Here is a 20,576-nt window from a genome sequence, read left to right on the forward strand (position 1 = left end):
GCGCTCAGCATAGGACGCGGCCGACGGCGCCGACAGCGTCAGGTGTGCGCGGGGAGCACGTGGTCGGCGAGCCGGTCGGTAGACAGGCACAACGAGCAGACATGGGCGTCATGGGTCGCACACGCCACGATGTCGGGCCGCTCGTAGTTTCGCCGGCAGACGTGGCACCTCAACTGCTCGCCGGAAGGGTTGCCGTGTTCGTCGTACATGGGCAGGTCGATTCCGTCGTGCGTGCGCCGCAAATAGAAGTTCCCTCTGGTCGCGATTGCCAGGATCGGTGGCATGACCGACGCGACGACGATCGCGACCAGCGGCGAGTAAGGCCGGAGCGCGGCACCGAGGCCGCCGAAGAACGCAAGGATCGACAGCCCCCCGGCGAGCAGGAGCGACCCGAACCCGACCGGGTTGATCGCGTACAACATGCCGCGGCGAAACTCGGGTGCCTTCGGTGAGAGCTTGAGCACGTACTTGTTGACGACGATGTCGGAGGCCACCGTCACCACCCACGCCATGCCGCAGTTGGCGTAGAAACCGAGGATTGTGTTGAGGACGGCGAACATGTTGGCTTCCATCATGATCAGAGCGATGATCAGGTTGACGGCCAGGAACACCACGCGACCGGGGTATCGCTTGGTGACGCGGGTGAACGAATTCGTCCATGCGAGGGAGCCGGAATAGGCGTTGGTCACGTTGATCTTGACCTGGCTGAGCACCACCAAGACCACGGCGAGCGTCATCGCCAGCCAGGTCGGCATGAAATTGCGGTAGACCAACAGGAATTGATGCACCGGCTGATTCGCGATCGGCGTGGAACCCGCAACGTCGGAGATCAGATACACGGCGAGGAAGAGCCCGATGATCTGCTTGGCGGCTCCAAAGATCACCCAGCCGGGGCCCGCCAGCAGCATCCACGTCCACCAGCTTCGGGCGTTCGCCGGTGTTCGCGGTGGCATGAACCTCAGGTAATCGATCTGCTCGGCGATCTGAGCGATCAGTGACAGGCAGACGCCGGCCGCCAATAATGTTGAGCCGATGTTCATTCCGCCGTTACCTGCTTGGCCCCCGTAGGCGAAGAACCGGCCGATCGAGTCCGGGTGGCTGATGAGCAGATAAGCGAACGGCAACACCATCAGGACCAGCCACAGCGGGGTGGTCCAGATCTGCAGTTGGGACAAGACCTTCATCCCGTAGATGACCAGCGGGAAGATCAGCAACGTGGAGGCGGCGTAACCCAGCCAGAGCGGAACGTTCAGGCCCAACTTGAGGCCCTGCGCCATGATTGAGCCCTCGAGCGCGAAGAAGATGAACGTGAACGTCGCAAAAATCACGTTGGTGACCACCGACCCGTAGTAGCCGAAACCGCTTCCCCGGGTGATGAGGTCCAGGTCGATGTTGTACCGCGCGGCGTAGTAGGCCAGCGGTAACCCGGTCAGGAAGATCACCGCGGCGAAGATCGTTATGCCGCACAACGCGTTTCCCGTGCCGTAGGCGATGCCGACATTCGCGCCGATTGCGAAGTCGGCGAGGTAGGCGATGCCGCCGAGGGCCGAGATGCCGCCCCCCGCCGTGGCCCACCGCCGATAACTGCGCGGCGCGAAACGCAGCGTGTAGTCCTCAAGCGTTTCCCTGGTCGCGGTCATCGTGTCGAGATCGGCGGGGGGGCTGCGCGATTGACCCTCGACCTCTGCCCCGATGCCCGGCGTCACTCCCGGTCCGTCCGACCTCCCAATCGCCGACACCCGCCGAACATAACCGACGAGCCTTGCGGTTCCCTGGGAGGTTCACCTCGACAGGTCGGCGTCGAAGATCGACACCGGCTGCAGGACGACCCCGTTCCGCTCGACGTAGCGGTCCCAGAGCTCGATCAGCCCGGCCAGCTTTTCGGGCTCGGCGGCGGCCAGATCGTGTGTTTCGCCGGGATCCCGCGCCAGGTCGTAGAGCTGCCAGTCCCCCGGCCCGTAGGGGGCGGGCAGGTAGAGCGCCTTCCAATCCCCCTGGCGAATTGCCCGCCGGCCGAACAACTCCCAGCCGGTGCCGGTTTCGGGCCGGTGTACGGCGTCGCTCTCGCCCGACAGGTACGGCACGAGTGAGCCGCCCAGCATGGGCTCGACCTCGCGACCGCGGTAGGTGGTGCCGGGATGCACGGCGCCGGCGAGTTCGAGCACCGTCGGCGCGATGTCCATGACGGTGGTGAACGCCGTGCCGATCTCGCCCTGCCGGTCAAAGCCGGGCCAGGTGATGAAGCCCACCACCCGGATCCCGCCTTCGGTGGTGAACGCCTTGTGCAGCCGCGACGGCGCGGTGGCGGCCTGCGCCCAGCGTGGCCCGTACCAGACGAAGGAGGTGGGTCCGCCCAGGTTTTCCAGGCTGTTGTCGCAGTGCTGCGCGATCCGCGCGACGATCTCGGGCCCGCGCAGGGGCATGGCCTCCACCATCGCGCCCTCGGCGCCGTTGTCCGAGCAGAAGATCACGACCGTGTTGTCCAGCTCGCCGGTTTCGGCGAGGTAGTCGATCACCCGGCCGACGTTGTGGTCCATCCGGTCCACCATCCCGGCGTAAACCTCCATGGTGCGGGCGGACAGCGCGCGCTCCTCGGTGGTCATGTCGGCCCATTCGGGCGCACCGTCGGCCACCACCGGATGCGCGACGACGTCAGGCGGGCACAGGCCCAGCCGCTTGAGCGCCGCCAACCGCTCCTCGCGCAGGGCGTCCGGCCCGGCGTCGTAGCGGCCACGGTAGGGGGCGATCGATTCCGCGGGTGCCTGCAGCGGCCAGTGCGGCGCCTGGAACGGCAGGTAGGCGAAGAAGGGTCGATCGTCGTCCTCGGGACGTTCGCGGAAATACCGCAGCAGCGTATCGGTGTAGTAGTCCGAGGAGTAGAAGTCCTCGCCCACCGTGACGTACTGGTCGTCTTCGGTGTAAAGCGTTGGCACGGGCGAAAACCCGCCGCCCGCGGCGGCGCCGTAGTGGCTCGCGCCGGCCGGCAGCAGCGCGAACGAGCGATCGAACCCCCGTGCCCAGGGCGACCGCTCGATGGTGTTGCCCAGATGCCACTTGCCCGACATCAGCGTCAGGTAGCCGGCGTCGCGCAGCAGCTCGGGCAGCGCGACGACCCGGTCGTTGAGGTAGCCCTCATAACCCGGCGCGCCGTGAAAGCCCGGCGCGGCGACCTCGAGCATGGTGCCGATGCCGGCGACATGGTGATCGGTTCCGGTCAACAGCATCGCCCGGGTGGGTGAGCAGGCCGGCGCCGAATGGAAGTCGGTGAACCGGGTCCCGGTGTAGGCCAGCCGGTCCAGGTTGGGCGTGTTGATTTCGCCGCCGAATGCGCCGATGTCGGAGAAGCCGAGATCGTCGGCCACGATCACTAAGAAGTTAGGACGCGTCACGCAGAGATCCTGTCACGCCGAGCGGACGACCCATAGCGGGTGTGACCGTTGGCCGGCGCACCGATATCGTCAAGAGGGCGCTGCCGAGACCACCGTAGGGGGCAAAGATGTTGGCGCAGTTCGGGATGTCAATTCCGTTGATCGCCGCCCCCATGGCCGGCGGCCCGACGACCACGGCCATGGTGCTGGCCGCGAGCAGGGCGGGGGCGTTCGGCATGCTCGCCGCCGGCTACAAGACCGTGGAAGCCGTCGATGCGGAGATCAAGACCGTTCGCGCCGAGGGGATTTCGTTCGGCATCAACCTGTTTGCGCCCAATCCCGTGCCGGTGGACCCGGCCGCGTACCGGGCCTACGCCGAGATCGTGCAGCGGGAGGCCGACACGTTCGGAGTCACGCTGCCGGCCGAACCGGTCGAGGACGACGACGCGTTCGGCGACAAGATCGCCCTGCTGCGCGACGACCCGGTGCCGATGGTGTCGTTCACCTTCGGCATCCCGCCGCGCGACGTGATCGCCGCGCTGCAACGGGCCGGCACCGCGGTGGTGCAGACGGTGACGAACGCCGACGACGCGGCGCAGGCCCACGCCGCCGGTGTCGACATGCTGGCCGTGCAGGCGGCCGCCGCGGGCGGTCACTCCGGCACCCTCACACCGCAGACGTTGCCAACGCCGATCCCCGTCGTCGACCTGGTCAAGCGGATCGCCGCCACGGTGCGCCTGCCGATCCTGGCGGCGGGCGGACTGGCCACGCCCGGCGCGGTGGCCGAGGTGATCCACGCCGGCGCCGGGGCGGCCGCGGTCGGCACGGTCCTGTTGCGCGCCGACGAGAGCGGCGCCTCGGCCACCCACCGGGCGGCCCTCGTCGATCCCGCGTACACCGAGACGGTGCTCACCCGCGCCTTCACCGGCCGTCCGGCCCGCGGCCTGCGCAACGCCTTCATCGACGCGCACGAGGCCGAGGCGCCGCTGGGTTACCCGGCGATTCATCACCTCACCAGCCCGCTGCGCAAGGCGGCCGCCGCCGCGGGCAAACCCGACTGCGTCCACCTGTGGGCGGGCACCGGCTACCGCGAGGCGACCGCCGAGCCGGCGTCGGACATCCTGCGGCGACTCGCGTCGGGGCTGTGACCGCCCCGGCGCGGTGAGCGGGTCAGTTGCTCAGGTACAGGTACCAGAGACCGTCGGAGTGCTGCTCGCAGGAGAAGTGCGTCCAGGTCCCGGGATGGTCGACCTCGACGTGCGGGCCGTCCACCAGGCATGCAGCCTGTGTCGAATAGTTGCCCTCGACCTGAATCTCGTCGGCGTTGCTGACCGCCACCCCGGTGGTCAGCAGACCGCAAAACGCAATGGCACCAGCGGCAATGATCTTCTTCACTCGTCCCCCTCGATGTTGGAATTCCGTTCAGCGGCCGCTGCCCGCGCGTTGCTGATGCCTCGACGCTAGCGAGCGCCGGCAGTTTTTGCAGGGGAACGGGAAGAACTTTGCACGGACATAACATGACGTCCGGGGTGCTACGCCAATCGACCGACCCGACCCGTGGCGTAAGGCAGCGGAGCGACCGGGGCCCGTGTTGATCTGGCCAGCTCAGCGCGTCGCGCTGCGAATCTGACGCTGCCTGACCCGATGCCGAAGCGCAGCGCTGTGCCACGGAAAAGGCGCGTGCCCGTGCTAGCGTTACGTAGCACTGTGGGCCCGACGTTGGAGTGTGACGGATGCAGAGCACTTCCGGTGGCCCGGCCGGCTATCGACGGCCACCGCTGACCATCCGGGTCGCGGGCCAGGCGTACACCGTGGATGAAGGCGACGCGCCGATCACCATCGGCCGGGAATTTCCGGCGCAGGTTCGCGTCGACGACGAACGCGTGTCGCGCACGCACCTGCGCCTGGACTGCACTCCCGGCGGCTGGGTCGCCGTCGACCGGAGCAAGAACGGCATCTTCGTCGACGGCACCCGCCAATCGGTGGTTCCGATCAGCGAGGGCACCACCATCCACCTGGGCAACCCGCAGGGGATCCCGGTCGGGTTCTCCTTCGGCGGCCCGCCGCCGGCGGGACCCGGCCCGGGCGTGGGCGACGACGAGGACAGCGAGCGCACGCTGGACACCGTCGACGTCGGCATCGCCCGCGCGGGTGCGGCCGTGGCCGCCCGCCGGGAGGAACTCAAGCTCACCCAGCGTTACCTGGCGCGCAGCGGGATCGTGAACGCCGGCGCGTTGATCGACTTCGAGAAGGGCCGCCGCTGGCCGCGCAAGGCCACGCTGGCCCGCCTCGAGGACGCGCTGCAGTGGCCGCACGGAACCATCGCCAGAATCCGGCGCGAATACGGCGGCGCCCACGGTGGCCTCAGTGCCCTCAGTGGCTACGGTGCCCACGGTGAAGACACCGAGGTGATGGCCAATACCGTGCGGGCGCCCCTGCTCGCCGAGGCGGTCGAGGTCGCGCTGACCACGATCACGACGGCCATCGAGTCGCTGCCCGACGCAACCGATCCCGCGTTCAGCCACCGCGCCGCCGGCATCCTCGCCGACCTGCGCAAACTCGAAGGTGTCGCCGCCGGGGCCGCGCGTAGCGCCAAGGGCGCGCCAGAGGTCGCCCTGGTGCTGAGCGCGGTTCGGCGCACCTACAAGGACCTGATGCTGCGCGCGGCGCGCGCGCCGGGGGCCACCCTCGGCCAGCGGCTGTACGCCGCCCGCTATCGCGCCGAGCTCACCCCCGAAGAGCTCGCCAACGCCGCCGGCGTGGCCGTCGACGTGGTCACCGCCGCCGAGGCCGAGGTGCCGCTGCACGCCGACAAGGTCGCCGCGCTCTCGGCGGCGCTGAATACGCTGACGCACCGCTGACGGCGCCCCGCGAGCCGCGGCGGCCGCGGGGGCCGCCTCCTTCCGCGACACGTGCATGACGCACGCGACACGCCGGCGCGCGTCGCCGTGGTTACAGCCTCGCGAGCCGGGCAGCCGTTCCATCCACGACGAACGGTGCGCCGCCGTCCTCGCCGCTGTCGCAGACCGCCGCGTTCAGAACGCGTCGGGGTCCCGCTGTACGGCCTCGGGCACCGGATGGCGGTACAGGAGTGAGGCGTTCTCCCAGGTCACCTTGCGGATCACGTCCGGCGGCAGGTCGCCGATCTGTTCGTGGACCGTCTCCTGGGTGTGCGGCCACGTCGAGTCGCAGTGCGGATAGTCGGCTTCGAGCATGATGTTGTCCACGCCGATCCGGTCGCGCTGCACGAACGACGACTTGTCCTCCACGGCGCAGAACCAGAAGTTTCGGGTGAATACCTCTGCGGGGGTGAGCTTTTCACCGAGCGCCTGCCAGGTGCCGTACATCGAGTGGTAGCTGAGCATGTGGTCGAGGCGATCGAGCAGCCCGGCGACCCAGCCGATCCCGCCCTCGGACAAGCAGATCTTCAGGTCCGGGAACCTGCTGGGCAGGCCCGAGTACAACCAGTCGACGGCCGCCGAGATGGCGTAGGCGAAGAACAGCACGCCCTGCACGTCCGGCGGCGCGTCCTCGGTGGTGGACGGCGAAGATCCCGAGGAGCCGATGTGCAGGTTCACCACTGTGCCCGTCTCGGCGCAGGCCGCCATCATCGGATCCCAGTGTCCCGAGTGGATGCTCGGCAGGCCGAGCATGGCCGGGTTCTCGCTGAACGTGACGGCGTGGAAGCCGCGCTCGGCGTTCTCGCGGATCATCGCGGCGCCGAGGTCGGGGTCCAGCAGCCACGGCAGCTGGCAGGGGATGATGCGTTCGGGGTAGGGGCCCGCCCAGGCCTCGAGATGCCAGTCGTTCCAGGCGCGGATGCAGGCCAGCGCCAGGTCGCGGTCGCCGGTGACCTGCTGCAGCCGCTGGCCGGCGAACCCCGGCAGAAAGGACGGGAAGTTCAGCGACGCGTAGACGCCGTTGAGGTCCATGTCCCTGACGCGTTCGGCGATGTCCCAGGCCCCGCGGCGCATTTCGTCGAACCGGACCGGCTCGAAACCGTACTCGGCGACCGGCCGCCCGACCACGGCGTTGAATCCGACGTTGGGGAGGCGCTGCCCGTCGTAGACCCACGTCTGCCCGCCGTCCTCGGTGTCGACGACTTTGGGCGCCCGGTCGGCGAACTTCCGGGGAAGGCGCCCGGTGAAGGTGTCCGGTGGCTCCACGATGTGGTCGTCGACCGAGATCAGGGTGTAGCGCCGGCGCGCCCGCGGCGGATCGGGCAGGAAGGTTACGGAGCGGTCCGCGCCGGTCCTGGCCGTGGTGAAGTCCAGGTTCGCCGCCAGCTCGTCGATGGATTTCACTGTCAAACCTCCTGTGCTGCAGCGATTTGCCCTCAGGAGAGCACGGCGGGATCGGCTTTGATGGTCAGCCGCGCCGCGCCGGCCCAATACACATCGGCGGCCCGTTCGATCAGTGACCGTTGCATGCCGGCCATGTCCGACCACTGCATGGCGACCGGCTGCGCGCCGGTGAGCATGACGTCGTAGGCGAGTTTGCACACCCGCTCGATGGACGCCGCCCGGTAGACGGCCTCTTCGAGGTTGCGGCCGGTGGCGATGACCCCGTGGTTGGCCAGGATGGTCAGGTTGGCTCCCCCGATCCGCGCCGCCAGCTCCGCCGCCGGGGCCGGGCCGTCGATCTCGCCGTCGTAGGAATCCACCAGGCAGAGGTCGTCGAGGAACAGCGACCCGGTTTGGTGCACGAGTTCGGGCAACCTGCCCAGCGCGGCGAGCACGCAGACGTAGTACGGGTGGTTGTGGATGACGACGCGGGCGTCGTCGCGGACGCGGTGCAGTTCGGTGTGGATGTGGATGGCGGGGGTGACGTCCCAGCGGCCGCGCACCACCCGGGCGTCGCTGTCGACGACGCAGATGTCGGACGCGGTGATCTCCTGCCACCACAGCCCCCAGGGGTTGACGAGCATGTCCGTCTGCCCGTCGGGCTGCCAGGTGATGTGCCCGGCCATGTTCTCGGAGAATCCGATCCCGGCCAGGTGACGGAAGGCCACGGCCAGCGCCTGCTCCCGCGAGAGCTCCACCCCGATCGGGGGCATCACCGACGGGGCCCAGGCCTGCAGGCCACCCCGGCGCGCGTCAGGAACGTTCATCATCGGCCTCCATCCTGAATCGAATATCCTCCCGAAGCCGGCCTTTGGCGATCTTGCCCCCCGACGAGCGGGGCAGCTCGTCGACCACGATCAGCCGCTCGGGCAGCAACTCCTTGGACACCCCGATGGCCAGCAGGTGTTCGGTGAGTGCGGACAGGTCGACCGGCTGCGCGCCGACCACCTCCGCGTAGAGGCAGACCCGTTCCCCGAACACCGGATCGGGCATGGCGACGGCCGCGGCCACCCCGATCGCGGGATGGGTCATGACGGCGTCCTCCACCTGGCTCGCGCTGATGTTCTTGCCGCCGCGCAGGATGAAGTCCGAGGTTCGGCCGGTGACGGTCAGGTAGCCCTCCGCGTCGAGCTCGCAGATGTCGCCCATGCGCATCCACCCGTCGCGGGTGAACAGCTCGTCGTGGCCGGTTCCACCGAGATAGCCGAGACTGGTCGCCGGGCCCCGGCACGCGGGCTGGCCGCGGCCGGTCGCCGTGACGTCGCGGTCGCCGTCGAACAGCCGGACCGCCATCTCCGGGACGATCCGCCCGGCGGTGCGCAACCGCCGCTCTCGCGAGTCGTTGAGCGTCGTCGCGCTCAGCATGCCGGTCTCGTTGGAGCCGTAGAACTGCAGGATCGTGGCGCCGGTCAGCTCCTCGAAGTCGACGGCCGGCCGGTACGGCAACGCTTCCCCGCCGGTGAACACAACGCGCAGCGAACTCAGGTCGTGCTCCCGGGACGCCGGGTCGGCCATCAGCATGGTCAATTGCGTGCTGACGCAGCACAGGACGGTCGCACGATGCCGCGCGATCGCCGCACACGTCGCGGCGGTGCTGAACCGCTCGGTGATCACCGTGGCGGCACCGAGGTAGATGGGCGTGGTGTGGCTGGTCCACAGCCCGAAGCCGAACGGAGTGGGTATGACCGGCAGGAAGACGTCGTCGGGGGTCAGCAGCCCGTTGGCGACGGCCTTTTGGTGAAAGTAGTGCCAGCGGTTCTGGGTGTGCACGACGCATTTGGGCAGCCCCGTGGTCCCCGACGTGGAGTTGATGAGGAAGACGTCGTCGGGGCCCAGCCGGGCGCCGGGTCCCGGGGACATGGGCTCGGCATCGGTGTCGAGGGCGAAACCGTCGGCGAGGACCAACGCGGTCACCGCCGTATCCGCGGATGCCTGCACGGCCGAGGTCGCTGCGGCGCTGTGCGATTCGTCGCTGATCAACATCGTCGGACGGGCCCCGCTCAGGATCGCGGCGACCTCGCGGGTGCCCGCCCGGGCGCCGATCCCGACGACGACGGCACCGCACCGCTCGATCGCGACGAACAGCACGTGGATGGCAGCGGAGTCTCGGTGCCAGACCGCGACCCGGTCGCCGGGGCGCACCCCGGCGCCGGCCAGGCGCTCCGCCAGCGTGGTTGCCGCAGCATCGAATTCACGCCAAGTGAGGGCCATGCCGGGGTGGTCGGCGTACGCGAGGCGATCGGGTGACCGCTGGGCGTGAAACCGCACCGCGTCCGAGAGCGTGGACTCCGACCACCACCCCGCGGCGTGAAATCGTGCCACGTCCTCGCCGGTGAAGGCCGGCGAGCCTACGGTCTGCAGCCCACCGGCGCTCATCAGCAAATGATAGGGAAACCACGCAGCGCTCCGTTGCGGGGAACCGCATCGGAGGATTGGGGATTACGGATTCGGCGCCACGGACGCGCTGTGCTGCGGGCCGTTCGCGTTACCGGGCCGGGCAGGGTGCGGCCTCGGTCCCGGACAGGTGATGTCGCGAATGCACCCACAGTTGAGACCGACGATGCACGCTCCCGCGGCGGGACGCACCTGGAGTGCGCCGCCGGGCGACGACGGGGACGGGGGCGCGGGTACCACGCTCGATGACGCAGCGATCGCGGTGGATGCCGGGGCCGCCGCGGCAATGGCGGGTGACCAGGCGGCCGCCGAGGCGAACAGAGATGCGCACAATGCGGCCGTCGCGCTCGTCTTGAAAGTCGTCATGAATACAACAGTAGTTTCTCGGACTCGGGCGCGCAGTAGGGCGCGGCCGGTCAAAGGGTTTTCCCAGCGGACCCTCAGGTTTCGGGTTGCCCAGAGTAGGGGCCCCTCGATGTCCGTCACCCTGTCCCCATGTTCGTCGCCGCCGCGGTGGATCGATGGTTCACCGATGCGCGTGCGGGCCGAGCCTTTCGGGGCGTAACGGTATCGGGGCGAAGAGGGGGCGACGAACGCGCTCAGTCGCTGCCACGCGGGGGCGGCTGCACCTCGACCCCACCTGAGGCGTGCTCGGGTCCGGCGGCGGGATGCTCGGCCGGCACCCGGTCGCGGAACCGGGCGCTCTCGCTGGGCCGCTCGACGGGATCGGGCCGGTGCACGTTGCTGTGGTACGGCCCGGGCTTCGGCCGCGGCTCTCCGCCCGGGAACGCCAGCCGGAAGATGCTGCGGTGCACCATGAACCACTGCTTGCCGAACCGGCCGGAGTTGTAGGGCAGCTCGTAGCGGTCGCAGATGTCCTTGACCTGCGGCGCGATCTCCGAGTATCGGCTGCTCGGCATGTCCGGGTAGAGGTGGTGCTCGACCTGGTAGCCGAGGTTGCCGCTGATGAGGTGGAACAGCGGGCTGCCCTCGATGTTCGCGGCGCCGAGCAGTTGGCGCACGTACCAGCCGCCGCGCGTCTCGTTCTCCGTCTCTTCCGGCGTGAACGTGTAGGTCTGGTCCGGGAAATGCCCGCAGAAGATGATCGCGTGCGCCCAGATGTTTCGGATGACGTTGGCCAGGGCGTCGGCGCCCAGGGTGCGCAGGTAGGTGCTTTCGACGCCCGGCGCGACCTTGTCGAGGAAGTTCGCCACGGCTCCGACGCGGCGGCCCTTCGACACCCTGCGGAGCCTTCTCCCTACGCGGGAGTGCGCCGGCTGTTCGAGGCGGCCGCGCAGCGCCAGCTGGGTGAGCGCGAACGCGCCGGCGCTGATCGCCGGCCAGCCGATGTAGTCCTTGATGATCTGCGCGCGCGCTTTCACCCCGATGCCTTTGAGGTCCTCACGCACCTCCGACCACGGCTTCTCGCGCTTGCGGATGGCGTCGATGTCCATGTCGTGGACGGCCACCCCCCACTCGAACAGCAGCGTGAGCAGCAGGTTGTACAGCGGCTGCAACAGGTACCGCGGCGCCCACTTCTGGTTCGGGTCGATCCGCATGATCTCGTAGCCGAGGTCCTTGTCCTTGCCGAGGATGTTGGTGAAGGTGTGGTGGATGTAGTTGTGGGAGTGCTTCCACGACTCGGCGGTGGACGCCGTGTCCCAGTCCCAGACCGACGAGTGGATGTCGGGATCGTTCATCCAGTCCCACTGGCCGTGCATCACGTTGTGGCCGATCTCCATGTTCTCCAGGATCTTGGCCATGGAGAGACACGCGGTGCCCAGCAACCACGCGGTCCTCGAGCGCGAGGCCAGCAACAGCACGCGCCCGGCCACGACGATCTGGCGTTGCGCGGAGATGACGTTCTTGATGTAGCGCCGGTCGCGGTCACCGAGGTCGGCGAACACCTCGTCGTGGATCGCGTCGAATTCCTTCGGGAGCTTCTCCAGCTCTTGTTCCCCCAGCCGGGCGAGAGGTGACTCCCCGGCCTTCTTCACGGCAGTGGTCACGGGCCGCTCCTTTCGATCACAGTTTGAGTTCGACGTCGCCTTCGGCGGTGTTGATGCAGATCCGCACGTCTTGGCCGGTCGGCTCGATCACGTCGCCCGAGCGCAGGTCCCGCAGCTTCCCGGACTTCAGCGTCCCGACACAGGTGTGGCAGATGCCGATCCGGCAGCCGAAGGCGAGGTTGAGGCCGGCCTTCTCCCCCGCCTCCAAAATGGATGTGCCACCGTCACATTCGACTTCTTTGTCGCTGTCGAGGAAGCAGACCATGCCGCCCTCGCCGGCGTGGGCGTCGCCGCCGATCTTGGGCTGGAACCGCTCGAAGTGCAGGCGGTCGCAATCCCCGTTCTCTTTCCAGTGCTCGATCAGGGCGTCGAGCATGTCGCCCGGACCGGAACAAAAGGCCTCGCGCTCGCGCCAGTCGGGGCACAACTCGTCCAGGTCCGTCGGTGCGAGCCGGCCCTGTTCGGAGGTGAGGCGCAGATCCAGCCGCATGCCCGGGTGACGTTCGGAGAGCTCTTCGAGGGCGGGCAGGAACATGACCTGCTCGCGGGTCCGCGCCGAGTGGATGACCACCGCGTCGCGCAATTCGTCGCGATGGTCCAGGTCGCGCAGCATGCTGATGATCGGCGTGATGCCGCTGCCGGCGCTGATGAACAGCATCTTGGCCGGCACGGGCTCGGGCAGCGTGAACACGCCTTCGATCTCGCCCAGCCGGACCAGATCGCCCGGCTGGATCGTGTGCACGAGATACGGCGACACGACGCCGCCGTCGACCCGCTTCGGCGTGACGCTGATCAGTCCGTCCTCGGGCCGCGGATCCGACGTCAGCGAGTACGCGCGCCAGTGGTAGACCCCGTCGATGACGACGCCGAGGCGAACGTACTGGCCGGGCTTGTGGCCGGGCCATTCGTACCCCGGCCGGATGAGCACGCTGGCCGCTTCCGAGCCCTGCTGTTCGATCCGCTCGACCTTCCCGCGCAGCTCCTTGGTGGTCCACAGCGGGTTGATCATCTCGAGGTAGTCGTCGGGCTGCAGCGGGCTGAACAAGCGCCGGACCGCGCGCAGGAACAGCCGACGCCCGCGTGGGACATGAGGTTGCGCGCCACGTTCCGCCATGCGGCTAGAGTACACAGTTGTACACCCGAGCTAAACATCAAATTGAATGCACTTGTAGTGCAAGGACTTCAGCCGCAGACGCGAATGACCATAAAGTGGCATACCCGTTCACTGAAATCGGTGCGCGAGGTGGACGGGTGCGCGGTGACGTACCTGTGACGTAACCCACAGCGTTGCGACGCAAACATTTCGCTTTCGCGCGCCGCCGGGCGGCGCCCTATTGTCAGTGGGTGCTGATCGGGTTCCTGCTCGCTCTGGGCTGCTCGGTGTGCTACGGCACCGCGTCGGTGCTGCAGGCCGCGGGGACGCGCTCGGTGGAGGCCGGCAGCGGCTCGGGCGTCGACACCGTTTTGCTGATGCGCGCGGTCCGGCAGTGGCGCTACCTCGCCGGCATGGGCCTCGACGCCGTCGGCTTCCTCCTGCAAGTCGCGGCGCTGCGCCTGGTGCCCATCTACGTGGTCGCCGCGGCGCTGGCCGCGTCGATCGCGGTCACCGGGATCGTGGCCGCCTGGCTGCTGTCGGCGCGGCTCTCCCGCCGCGAATGGACGGCCATCGCGGTCGTCTGCGCCAGCCTCGTCGTGCTCGCCCTGGCCGCCGGACATGCGCACTTTCGTCGTGCCCCGGCCGGGCTGGGATGGGCGCTGCTGGGCGTCGTGGCCGCGATCTTCGTCGGCCCGGGGCGGTGACGCCGGCGGCGATCAGGTCGCGTTTGAGGATCTTGTTGGTCGCGGTCACCGGCAGGTCGTCGGTGATGCGCACGTACCGCGGCCACGCCTTGGGCGACAGGTCGGGCTGGGACGCGAGAAATTTCTCGAAATCTTCCGGCTCCAGCCGGGCGCCGTCGCGCAGCACCAGGGCGGCCATCACCTGGTCGCCGACCCGCTCGTCGGGCACCGCGTACACGGCGACCTGGCTGACCTGCGGCAGCCGCTGCAGGACCCGTTCGACCGGCCCGGCCGCGAGGTTCTCCCCGTCCACCCGCATCCAGTCCGCGGTGCGCCCGGCGAGGTAGATCCAGCCGTCGGCGTCCCGGTAGGCCAAGTCGCCCGACCAGTACATGCCGTGCCGCAGGCGCTCGGCCGTCGCGGCCGGGTCGTTGTAGTAGCCGGCGAACGGTCCCGCGCCCTGGGTGTTGACGAGCTCGCCCACCGCGTCGTCGAAGTTGGTCAGCGCGCCGTGTTCGTCGAATTCGGCCACGGCGCATTCGGTCAGGGTGGCCGGGTTATAGATGCCCACCCCCGGATACGGCCTGCCGATCGAGCCGCGCGGGGTGCCGTCCTCCCGGACGACGATGACGGCGAACTCGCTCGATCCGAAGCTGTCGACCACCCGGCAGCCGAAACGCCGGGCGAACTCGTCGATGTCTCGGTCGGTCGCCTCGTTGCCGAAGGCCACCCGCAGCGTGTTGTCGGCGTCGTCCGGGCGTTCGGGCGTGGACAGGATCAACGCCAGTGGTTTGCCCACGTAGTTGAGGTACGTGACGCCGTAGCGGCGCACGTCGTCGAGGAAGCGCGTGGGCGAGAACCGGGCGGGGACCATGGTCGCACCGCTGCCGACGGCGACCGCCCACCCCGCCGCGATGCCGTTGGAGTGGAACAGCGGCATCGACAGGTAACAGACGTCGTCGGCCGTCACGTCGTACTGAAAGATCAGGCTGGCGCCGCACATGATCGCCATCCCGTGGGCGAACCGCACGGCCTTGGGGTCACCGCTGGTGCCCGAGGTGAAGATCATCATCAGGGTGTCGGCGGCGCTCACCTCGCGATGGGTCACCGCCGCCGGGGCGCCGGCCACCGCGTCGGCGTAGCGCCGAGCGTCGACGTTCAGAACCTCGATTCCATTGAGGCTCAACCCCTTCAGCAGCGGCAGGTGTTCGTCGTCGACGAGCAGGATCTGGCAGTCGGAGCGCCGGATGTCGGCCAGCAGCCCGGCGCCGCGGCGCGTGGTGTTGATGCCGCACAGCACGTAGCCGCCCAGCGCGGCGGCGGCCATCGCACGCAGCATCGCCGGGGAGTTGGTGAGCAGGGCGCCCACGTGCAGCGGGCGCCGCGCGTCGGCCATCGCGATGAGCGCGGCCGCCTCGGCCTCCGCCTCCGCGAGGTGCTCGCGCCAGGTCCACGTCCGGTCGCCGTAGGCGATGGCCCGGGTGTCGTCGTGCCTGCGCTGCCGCAGGAGCTCCTGCACCGTCTCGGGCACGTCACTCCCCCGGCTCGTTGCGGGTGGTCAGCACCAGCCCCGGGTATCCGTTGCGGGCCACCGCCTCGCAGTGGCGGCGGTAGGTGCCGAAGCCGCCGGCATAGGGCATGAACGTGCGCTTCTTGCCCTCGATGTTGGCCCCGAGGTACCACGACGACGCCGCCTTCGGGAACAGGGTCCGCTCGGCGGCCTCCGCGACGTGCCCGGTCCAGTCCCGGGCGGCGTCGCTGCGCGGCTCGACCTCGCTGATCCCGCGGTCACGCGCGGTAAGGACGAGGTCCATCACCCAGTCGACCTGAACCTCGGCGTGCAGCACCATGTTGGCCAGCACCGAGGGGCTGCCGGGTCCGCTGATGCTGAACAGGTTCGGCAGCCCGGGGATCAGCATGCCGAGAAAGGTCACCGGGCCGTCGGCCCAGACGTCGCGCAGCCGTTCCCCGCCGGGGCCGGCGGGGTCGATGCGGGTGAGCGCGCCCGTCAGCGCGTCGAAGCCGGTCGCGAAGACCAGCACGTCGCAGTCGTAGGTGGCGCCGACGGTGCGCACGCCGTCCGGCGTGATCGCCTCGATGGGCTCGCGGCGCAAGTTCACCAGCGTGACGTTGTCGCGGTTGAAGGTGGCGTAGTAGCCGGCGTCGGTGCAGATTCGCTTCGACCCGATCGGGTGGTCCACCGGGATGAGGTCGGCGGCCACGACCGGATCGTCGACGATCTCCCGGATGCGTTCCTCGGCGAACTCCCGGGCGATGTCGTTGGCCGCCAGGTTGCTGTTCTGATCGGGGAAGGTCTTGGCGAACAGGACGCCACCCTCGCGCCAGCGCCGCCACAACGCCTCGACGCGTTCGGAGGGCTCGGCGTCCAGCGCGTTCTTGTGGTAGGTGCCGTGCGGCGTTCCGGCCGACGCGTAGGCCGAGGCGCGGCGGCGCTCGGGGTATTCCTCGCGGATCCGTCGCTGCTCCTCCGGGGACCACGGCCGGTTGGGCATCGGGACGCTGTAGTTCGCCGACCGCTGGAACACCACGAGCCGGTCGGCTTGGCGCGCGATGATCGGAACCGCTTGAATCCCGGACGAACCCGTCCCGATCAGCCCGACCCGCTTGCCGCGCAGGTCGGGGTCCTCCCGCGGCCAGGCGGCGGTGAAGTACACCTCGCCGGCGAACTCGTCGGCGCCGGGGATGTCTGGCCGGTTCACCGCCGACAGGCAGCCGGTCGCGCACACCAGGAATGGGGCCGCGTACGTTTCGCCGTCGGCGCTGCGGACCTTCCAGCGGCCGCCCTCGAACGCGGCGCCGACGACGTCGACGCCGAACCGGTAGCGGCGCCGCAGGCCGAAGCGGTCGGCGACGTGGCGCAGGTACGCCAGGATCTCCGGCTGGGCGGCGAACCGCTCGCTCCACGTCCAGCTCCGCTGCAGTTCCTCGTCGAACGAGTAGGAGTAGTCAACGCTTTCGACGTCGCAGCGCGCACCGGGATACCGGTTCCAGTACCAGGTGCCCCCGACGTCGGGGGCCGCTTCGATGCCGATGACCGACAGCCCGGCGGACGCGGCGCGGTGCACGGCGTAGAGTCCGGCGAACCCCGCTCCGATGACGATCACGTCGGTCATGCGCGCGGCCTCTCGGCCGGGTGCAGCAACGGCCGCAGGTCGCGCAGGACCAGGCCCAGCGCCGAGCCGGCGGCGGCCAGGGGCGGGACGGTCATGAAGCCGTGAAACAGACCGGGAAAGTCGCGGTGTACGACGCCCACGCCCGCCGCCCGCAGGCGCCGCGCGTAGTCGCAGCCCTCGCTGTGCAGCGGGTCCAGGCCGGCGGTGACGACGACCGCCGGCGGCAGGCCCGCGTGGGATTCCGCGCGGGCCGGCGCCACCAGATACCACGGCTCGACGAGCGTTGCGCCGCCGAGGTATTGGCCCCAGTACCACTGCATCGCCGCTCGGGTGTTGAAGTAGCCGTCGGCGTAGCGGTGATAGCTCTCGGTGTCGAACGAGGGATCGATGACCGGGTAGAGCAGGACCTGGGCGACGGGTGCGCGGACGCCCCGCTCGCGGCACAGGATCGCGGTGACGGCGGCGAGGTTGCCGCCGGCGCTGTCGCCGGCGACGGCGGTCCGCCCGGGGTCGACGCCGAGTTCCGCCGCGTGGTCGATCACCCAGCAGAACGCCGCGAAGCTGTCCAGCGCGGCCGCCGGCGCCGGGTGCTCGGGCGCCAGCCGGTAGCCGACCGACACCACCACGGCGCGGCTGCCGCGGGCCAGGGCGCGGCAGAAGCCGTCGTGGGATTCGATGTCGCAGAACACGAATCCCCCGCCGTGGCAGAACACGATCGCCGGGCGGTTGCGGGCGTCATCGCCGTGGGGGTGGTAGATGCGCACTGCGATCCCGCCCCCGGGACCCGGCACCGAGGCGTCGACGGTGCCTCCGACGTCGTCGACGTTGGGGGTGGGCAGACGACGTGCGGCCACCGCGGCGCGGCTTTCCGAGGCGGTCATCGTTTCGACGTGGGGGAAACCGGCGTTGAGTTCGCGCAGCATCGCCCGGACGGCGCCGTCGATCGCGTCTTCCATGTGGTCCTCCGGGGAGCCCGTCATGCCGGCCGGTACTTCAGCAGCGTGATGCCGGTTTCGGGCAGATCGTAGAACACCGGCTCGACCCGCATCCCGATCCGGATGTCGTCCGGGTCGACATCGACCAATTCGGTGCTGACCCGCGGCCCGGCGTCCCACTGCACGACCGCCGGCAGCTGCGGCACGGCCCCCTGCCCAGTGGCCCACGGCGGCCCGGTGGGCCGGCGCGCGACGGTGTAGGTGTACAGCGTTCCGGCGCCGTCGATTTCGCGCCACTCGAGATCGTCGGCCAGCGTCCCCGGCGCCAGCGTGCGGGGGTAGAAGACGTAGCGCCGCAGCGACGGCGAGTACTGCACCCGGATCCGGTGCTGCGCCAACGCATCCCAGAAGGGTTGCGAGACCGGGGTCGGCTCGGGGATCGGCAGGGGCGTGGTCACCGTCAGTCTCCCCGCATCAGCAGGGCGACCTGCTCGCTCATGATGCCGCCGTTGCCGGTGACGAACGCGGTGTGGCAGTCGGCCACCTGGGCCTCGCCGGCCCGGCCCATGACCTGCCGGGCGCCGTCGACGACGTGGTGCATGCCGCCGGCCATGCCCGCCTGGCCGAAGGACAGCTGGCCGCCCGCGGTGTTCAGCGGGAAGTCGCCGCGATGGGTCAGGTCGTGGCCGGTGACCCAGGACATCCCCTGCCCTTTGGGGCAGAAGCCGGCGTCTTCCAGGCTCATCAGCACGGTGATGGTGTAGCAGTCGTAGATCGACGCCACGTCGACGTCAGAGCGGCCGACCCCGGCCATCGCGAACGCGCGGTCGGCGGCGCGGGCGATCGGCGTCGACAGCAGGTCGTCGGCGTACGTCGGTGTCTTGAAGGCGATCCGCTCACCGAAGCCGGTGATCCACACCGGGCGGTGGCGGCCGCGGCGGGCGAGGTCGGCGTTGGCGATCAGGACCCCGGCTCCGCCGTGCACCAGCATCACGGTCTCGAGCATGTGGATGGGGTCGGCGATCATCGGGCTGGCCAGCACGTCGTCGACCGTGAGCGGGTGGCCGTGGAAGACCGCGCCGGGGTGGGCGCAGGCGTTGGTCCGCTGGTCGACGGCGATCTTGGCGACCGCAGCGGGGTCGTAGCCGTACTCGGCGGCGTACCGCTGGGCGATCTGGGCGTACGGCGCGTTCTGGCCGACGTTGCCGTAGGGGATCTCGAACTCCGCCTGCGGCGACCCGTAGTTGTTCGACGACGCCCCATACCAATTCGGTGCCGGCGGTGGGTGCCGCTGCGATCTAGGCACCGACGCCGACCCGGGCAGCACGGCCAGCACGGCGTCGCACACGCCGAGTTCGACCGCGGCCGCGGCCCGCCAGATCATGCCCGCCGCGGTGGCGCCGCCGAGGTCGACCCGTTCGCCGAAATCCAGTGGCAGGCCGAGGTATTCGCACAGCGTGGCCGGCGCGAACATGGCCGACTCGGCGACGCCGTGCGTGATCAGGCCGTTGACGCTCGCGGGGTCGACGCCGGCGTCCTCGATCACCAGCTTCGCCAGCCTCGCGTATTGGTCGAGGGTGAACGCCGGCGGCCGGGTCGGGCGCTTCTCGGCCGGAAGCTCGGCGATGCCGATCACCGCCGCCTCGCCGCGCAGCCCCGTCACGAGGGCGTTCCGCGGCGGGGCAGGCAGACGGTGGCGGTTCCGGGCATCAGCACGGTGTCGTCGCGCCGGCCGGCGATGTCGAGTTCGACCAGTGCGGCGCCGTCGTCGGCGAGGCGCTTGGCGGTGACGTGGCCGCCGAAGGTGAGCCGCTGGCCGGGGTAGGCGATCGCCCGGTTCTGCACCGAGAACGACACCAGCCGGCCGCGCCCGCCGATCCAGTCGCCGAGCGCCCGCGCGAGCAGCGCGGCCTGCATGGGCCCGTGGACCAGCACGTCGTCGTAGCCCTCGACCGAGCGGGCCCAGTCCTTGTCGTAGTGGATGCGGTGGCCGTTGTAGGTGGCGGCGCTGAAGAAGAACATCTGGGTTTCGTCGACGGCGACGGTGAGCGCGGGCATCTGGTCGCCGACGGCGACGTCTTCGTAGCACAGCTGTTGACCGGTCACGGCGCACATTCCTTTTGCTAGGGGCGGGCGATCATCGACGTGGACGCCTCGGCCACCAGCTCGCGGTGCTGGTTGTGGTACACCGTTCGCCAGGTGACGAGCACGAAAGGACCGGAGCGGCCGTGCTTTTCGACGATCGATTCGATGGTGCGCACCATCTCGATCTCGTCTCGGTGGTAGGCCGGCGCGTGGAAGGTGAAGCTTTCGCCACCGGCCATGCGCTTGGGCGCGCGGGGAAACGCGAGGCTGCCCGAGACCGCGCCGGAGGAGCCGTCGGGCCGCAGCTCGTCCAGCTGCGCGACGCCGAGGATCGCGTACTGCAGGTACAGCGGCGGGCAGGTGACATCGCGAAACCCGTTGGCGCGGGCGTACTCCGGGTCGAACCACAGCGGGTTGCGGTCACCGACGGCCGCGGCCCAGCGCTGCCAGTCGCGCCGGTTCACCTCGCCGGTCGCGGACGCGGCAACCGTCCCGACCCGCGCCGCCGACCGTTCGTCGATCAGGGTGT

17 protein-coding genes are annotated in these 20,576 nt (G+C 69.6%); 2 read left to right on the forward strand and 15 right to left on the reverse strand.

Going from position 1 to position 20,576, the window contains the following annotated elements; all coding sequences use genetic code 11:
• Window positions 1–38: 38 nt before the first annotated feature.
• Together BN971_RS04360 and BN971_RS04365 are read right to left on the reverse strand one after the other, a co-directional pair.
• Window positions 39–1,640 (reverse strand): purine-cytosine permease family protein, encoded by a 1,602-nt coding sequence (locus tag BN971_RS04360; RefSeq protein ID WP_090350004.1) that lies wholly within the window; start codon window positions 1,638–1,640, stop codon window positions 39–41.
• A 141-nt stretch (window positions 1,641–1,781) separates the two neighbouring features.
• Window positions 1,782–3,389: an arylsulfatase gene (locus BN971_RS04365; protein ID WP_085181629.1), complete on the reverse strand. Its 1,608-nt coding sequence runs from the start codon at window positions 3,387–3,389 to the stop codon at window positions 1,782–1,784.
• Window positions 3,390–3,496: 107 nt separating this feature from the next.
• Between BN971_RS04365 and BN971_RS04370 the strand changes: the two genes are divergently transcribed.
• Window positions 3,497–4,516: an NAD(P)H-dependent flavin oxidoreductase gene (locus BN971_RS04370; RefSeq protein WP_085181628.1), complete on the forward strand. Its 1,020-nt coding sequence runs from the start codon at window positions 3,497–3,499 to the stop codon at window positions 4,514–4,516.
• 22 nt (window positions 4,517–4,538) lie between these two features.
• Here the strand turns inward: BN971_RS04370 and BN971_RS04375 are convergent, their stop codons facing one another.
• Window positions 4,539–4,763, reverse strand: a complete 225-nt coding sequence (locus tag BN971_RS04375; protein ID WP_085181627.1) for a hypothetical protein — start codon at window positions 4,761–4,763, stop codon at window positions 4,539–4,541.
• Between the two features lie 338 nt (window positions 4,764–5,101).
• Here BN971_RS04375 and BN971_RS04380 point away from each other — a divergent pair, with 338 nt between their 5' ends.
• On the forward strand, window positions 5,102–6,229 hold the full coding sequence (locus BN971_RS04380) for an FHA domain-containing protein (RefSeq protein WP_085181626.1): 1,128 nt from the start codon (window positions 5,102–5,104) through the stop codon (window positions 6,227–6,229).
• A gap of 174 nt (window positions 6,230–6,403) precedes the next feature.
• Here BN971_RS04380 and BN971_RS04385 read toward each other — a convergent pair whose 3' ends face one another.
• The 12 genes from BN971_RS04385 to BN971_RS04445 form a co-directional block, all read right to left on the reverse strand.
• Window positions 6,404–7,672, reverse strand: a complete 1,269-nt coding sequence (locus tag BN971_RS04385) for an amidohydrolase family protein (protein WP_085181625.1) — start codon at window positions 7,670–7,672, stop codon at window positions 6,404–6,406.
• A 32-nt stretch (window positions 7,673–7,704) separates the two neighbouring features.
• The gene (locus tag BN971_RS04390; protein ID WP_085181624.1) at window positions 7,705–8,478 is read right to left on the reverse strand and encodes a class II aldolase/adducin family protein; all 774 of its coding nucleotides are present in this window, start codon (window positions 8,476–8,478) and stop codon (window positions 7,705–7,707) included.
• On the reverse strand, window positions 8,465–10,087 hold the full coding sequence (locus BN971_RS04395; RefSeq protein ID WP_085181623.1) for a class I adenylate-forming enzyme family protein: 1,623 nt from the start codon (window positions 10,085–10,087) through the stop codon (window positions 8,465–8,467). The genes BN971_RS04390 and BN971_RS04395 overlap by 14 nt, the downstream gene beginning before the upstream one ends.
• 617 nt (window positions 10,088–10,704) lie before the next feature.
• The gene (locus tag BN971_RS04400) at window positions 10,705–12,114 is read right to left on the reverse strand and encodes a fatty acid desaturase family protein (protein ID WP_085181622.1); all 1,410 of its coding nucleotides are present in this window, start codon (window positions 12,112–12,114) and stop codon (window positions 10,705–10,707) included.
• A 16-nt stretch (window positions 12,115–12,130) separates the two neighbouring features.
• Window positions 12,131–13,228, reverse strand: a complete 1,098-nt coding sequence (locus BN971_RS04405) for a ferredoxin reductase (protein ID WP_085181621.1) — start codon at window positions 13,226–13,228, stop codon at window positions 12,131–12,133.
• A 489-nt stretch (window positions 13,229–13,717) separates the two neighbouring features.
• Complete coding sequence (fadD1, locus tag BN971_RS04415) at window positions 13,718–15,424, reverse strand: fatty-acid--CoA ligase FadD1 (protein ID WP_249262703.1); 1,707 nt, start codon at window positions 15,422–15,424, stop codon at window positions 13,718–13,720.
• Between the two features lies 1 nt (window position 15,425).
• Window positions 15,426–17,027, reverse strand: a complete 1,602-nt coding sequence (locus BN971_RS04420; RefSeq protein WP_085181618.1) for a flavin-containing monooxygenase — start codon at window positions 17,025–17,027, stop codon at window positions 15,426–15,428.
• A complete protein-coding gene (locus BN971_RS04425) occupies window positions 17,024–18,007 on the reverse strand; it encodes an alpha/beta hydrolase (RefSeq protein WP_245836847.1) in 984 nt (327 codons plus the stop codon). Before BN971_RS04425 ends, BN971_RS04420 begins: the two co-directional genes overlap by 4 nt.
• Window positions 18,004–18,426 (reverse strand): Zn-ribbon domain-containing OB-fold protein, encoded by a 423-nt coding sequence (locus BN971_RS04430; RefSeq protein ID WP_085181616.1) that lies wholly within the window; start codon window positions 18,424–18,426, stop codon window positions 18,004–18,006. The genes BN971_RS04425 and BN971_RS04430 overlap by 4 nt, the downstream gene beginning before the upstream one ends.
• On the reverse strand, window positions 18,423–19,625 hold the full coding sequence (locus tag BN971_RS04435) for a thiolase family protein (RefSeq protein WP_085181615.1): 1,203 nt from the start codon (window positions 19,623–19,625) through the stop codon (window positions 18,423–18,425). The genes BN971_RS04430 and BN971_RS04435 overlap by 4 nt, the downstream gene beginning before the upstream one ends.
• Window positions 19,622–20,020, reverse strand: a complete 399-nt coding sequence (locus BN971_RS04440; protein ID WP_249262719.1) for a MaoC family dehydratase — start codon at window positions 20,018–20,020, stop codon at window positions 19,622–19,624. Before BN971_RS04440 ends, BN971_RS04435 begins: the two co-directional genes overlap by 4 nt.
• Before the next feature lie 65 nt (window positions 20,021–20,085).
• On the reverse strand, window positions 20,086–20,571 hold the full coding sequence (locus BN971_RS04445; RefSeq protein WP_085181714.1) for a MaoC family dehydratase: 486 nt from the start codon (window positions 20,569–20,571) through the stop codon (window positions 20,086–20,088).
• Between the last annotated feature and the right edge of the window lie 5 nt (window positions 20,572–20,576).

Origin of the sequence: Mycobacterium bohemicum DSM 44277 (assembly GCF_001053185.1) — a bacterium.
GTDB lineage: Bacteria > Actinomycetota > Actinomycetes > Mycobacteriales > Mycobacteriaceae > Mycobacterium > Mycobacterium bohemicum.

Bases quoted from the DNA above. Each gene is read 5' to 3' on its own strand.
- BN971_RS04390 (WP_085181624.1), bottom strand. From the start codon at position 8,478: ATGAACGTTCCTGACGCGCGCCGGGGTGGCCTGCAGGCCTGGGCCCCG.
- BN971_RS04420 (WP_085181618.1), bottom strand. From the start codon at position 17,027: ATGACCGACGTGATCGTCATCGGAGCGGGGTTCGCCGGACTCTACGCC.
- BN971_RS04360 (WP_090350004.1), bottom strand. From the start codon at position 1,640: ATGACCGCGACCAGGGAAACGCTTGAGGACTACACGCTGCGTTTCGCG.
- BN971_RS04425 (WP_245836847.1), bottom strand. From the start codon at position 18,007: ATGACGGGCTCCCCGGAGGACCACATGGAAGACGCGATCGACGGCGCC.
- BN971_RS04380 (WP_085181626.1), top strand. From the start codon at position 5,102: ATGCAGAGCACTTCCGGTGGCCCGGCCGGCTATCGACGGCCACCGCTG.
- BN971_RS04440 (WP_249262719.1), bottom strand. From the start codon at position 20,020: ATGCCCGCGCTCACCGTCGCCGTCGACGAAACCCAGATGTTCTTCTTC.
- BN971_RS04370 (WP_085181628.1), top strand. From the start codon at position 3,497: ATGTTGGCGCAGTTCGGGATGTCAATTCCGTTGATCGCCGCCCCCATG.
- BN971_RS04395 (WP_085181623.1), bottom strand. From the start codon at position 10,087: ATGAGCGCCGGTGGGCTGCAGACCGTAGGCTCGCCGGCCTTCACCGGC.
- BN971_RS04405 (WP_085181621.1), bottom strand. From the start codon at position 13,228: ATGGCGGAACGTGGCGCGCAACCTCATGTCCCACGCGGGCGTCGGCTG.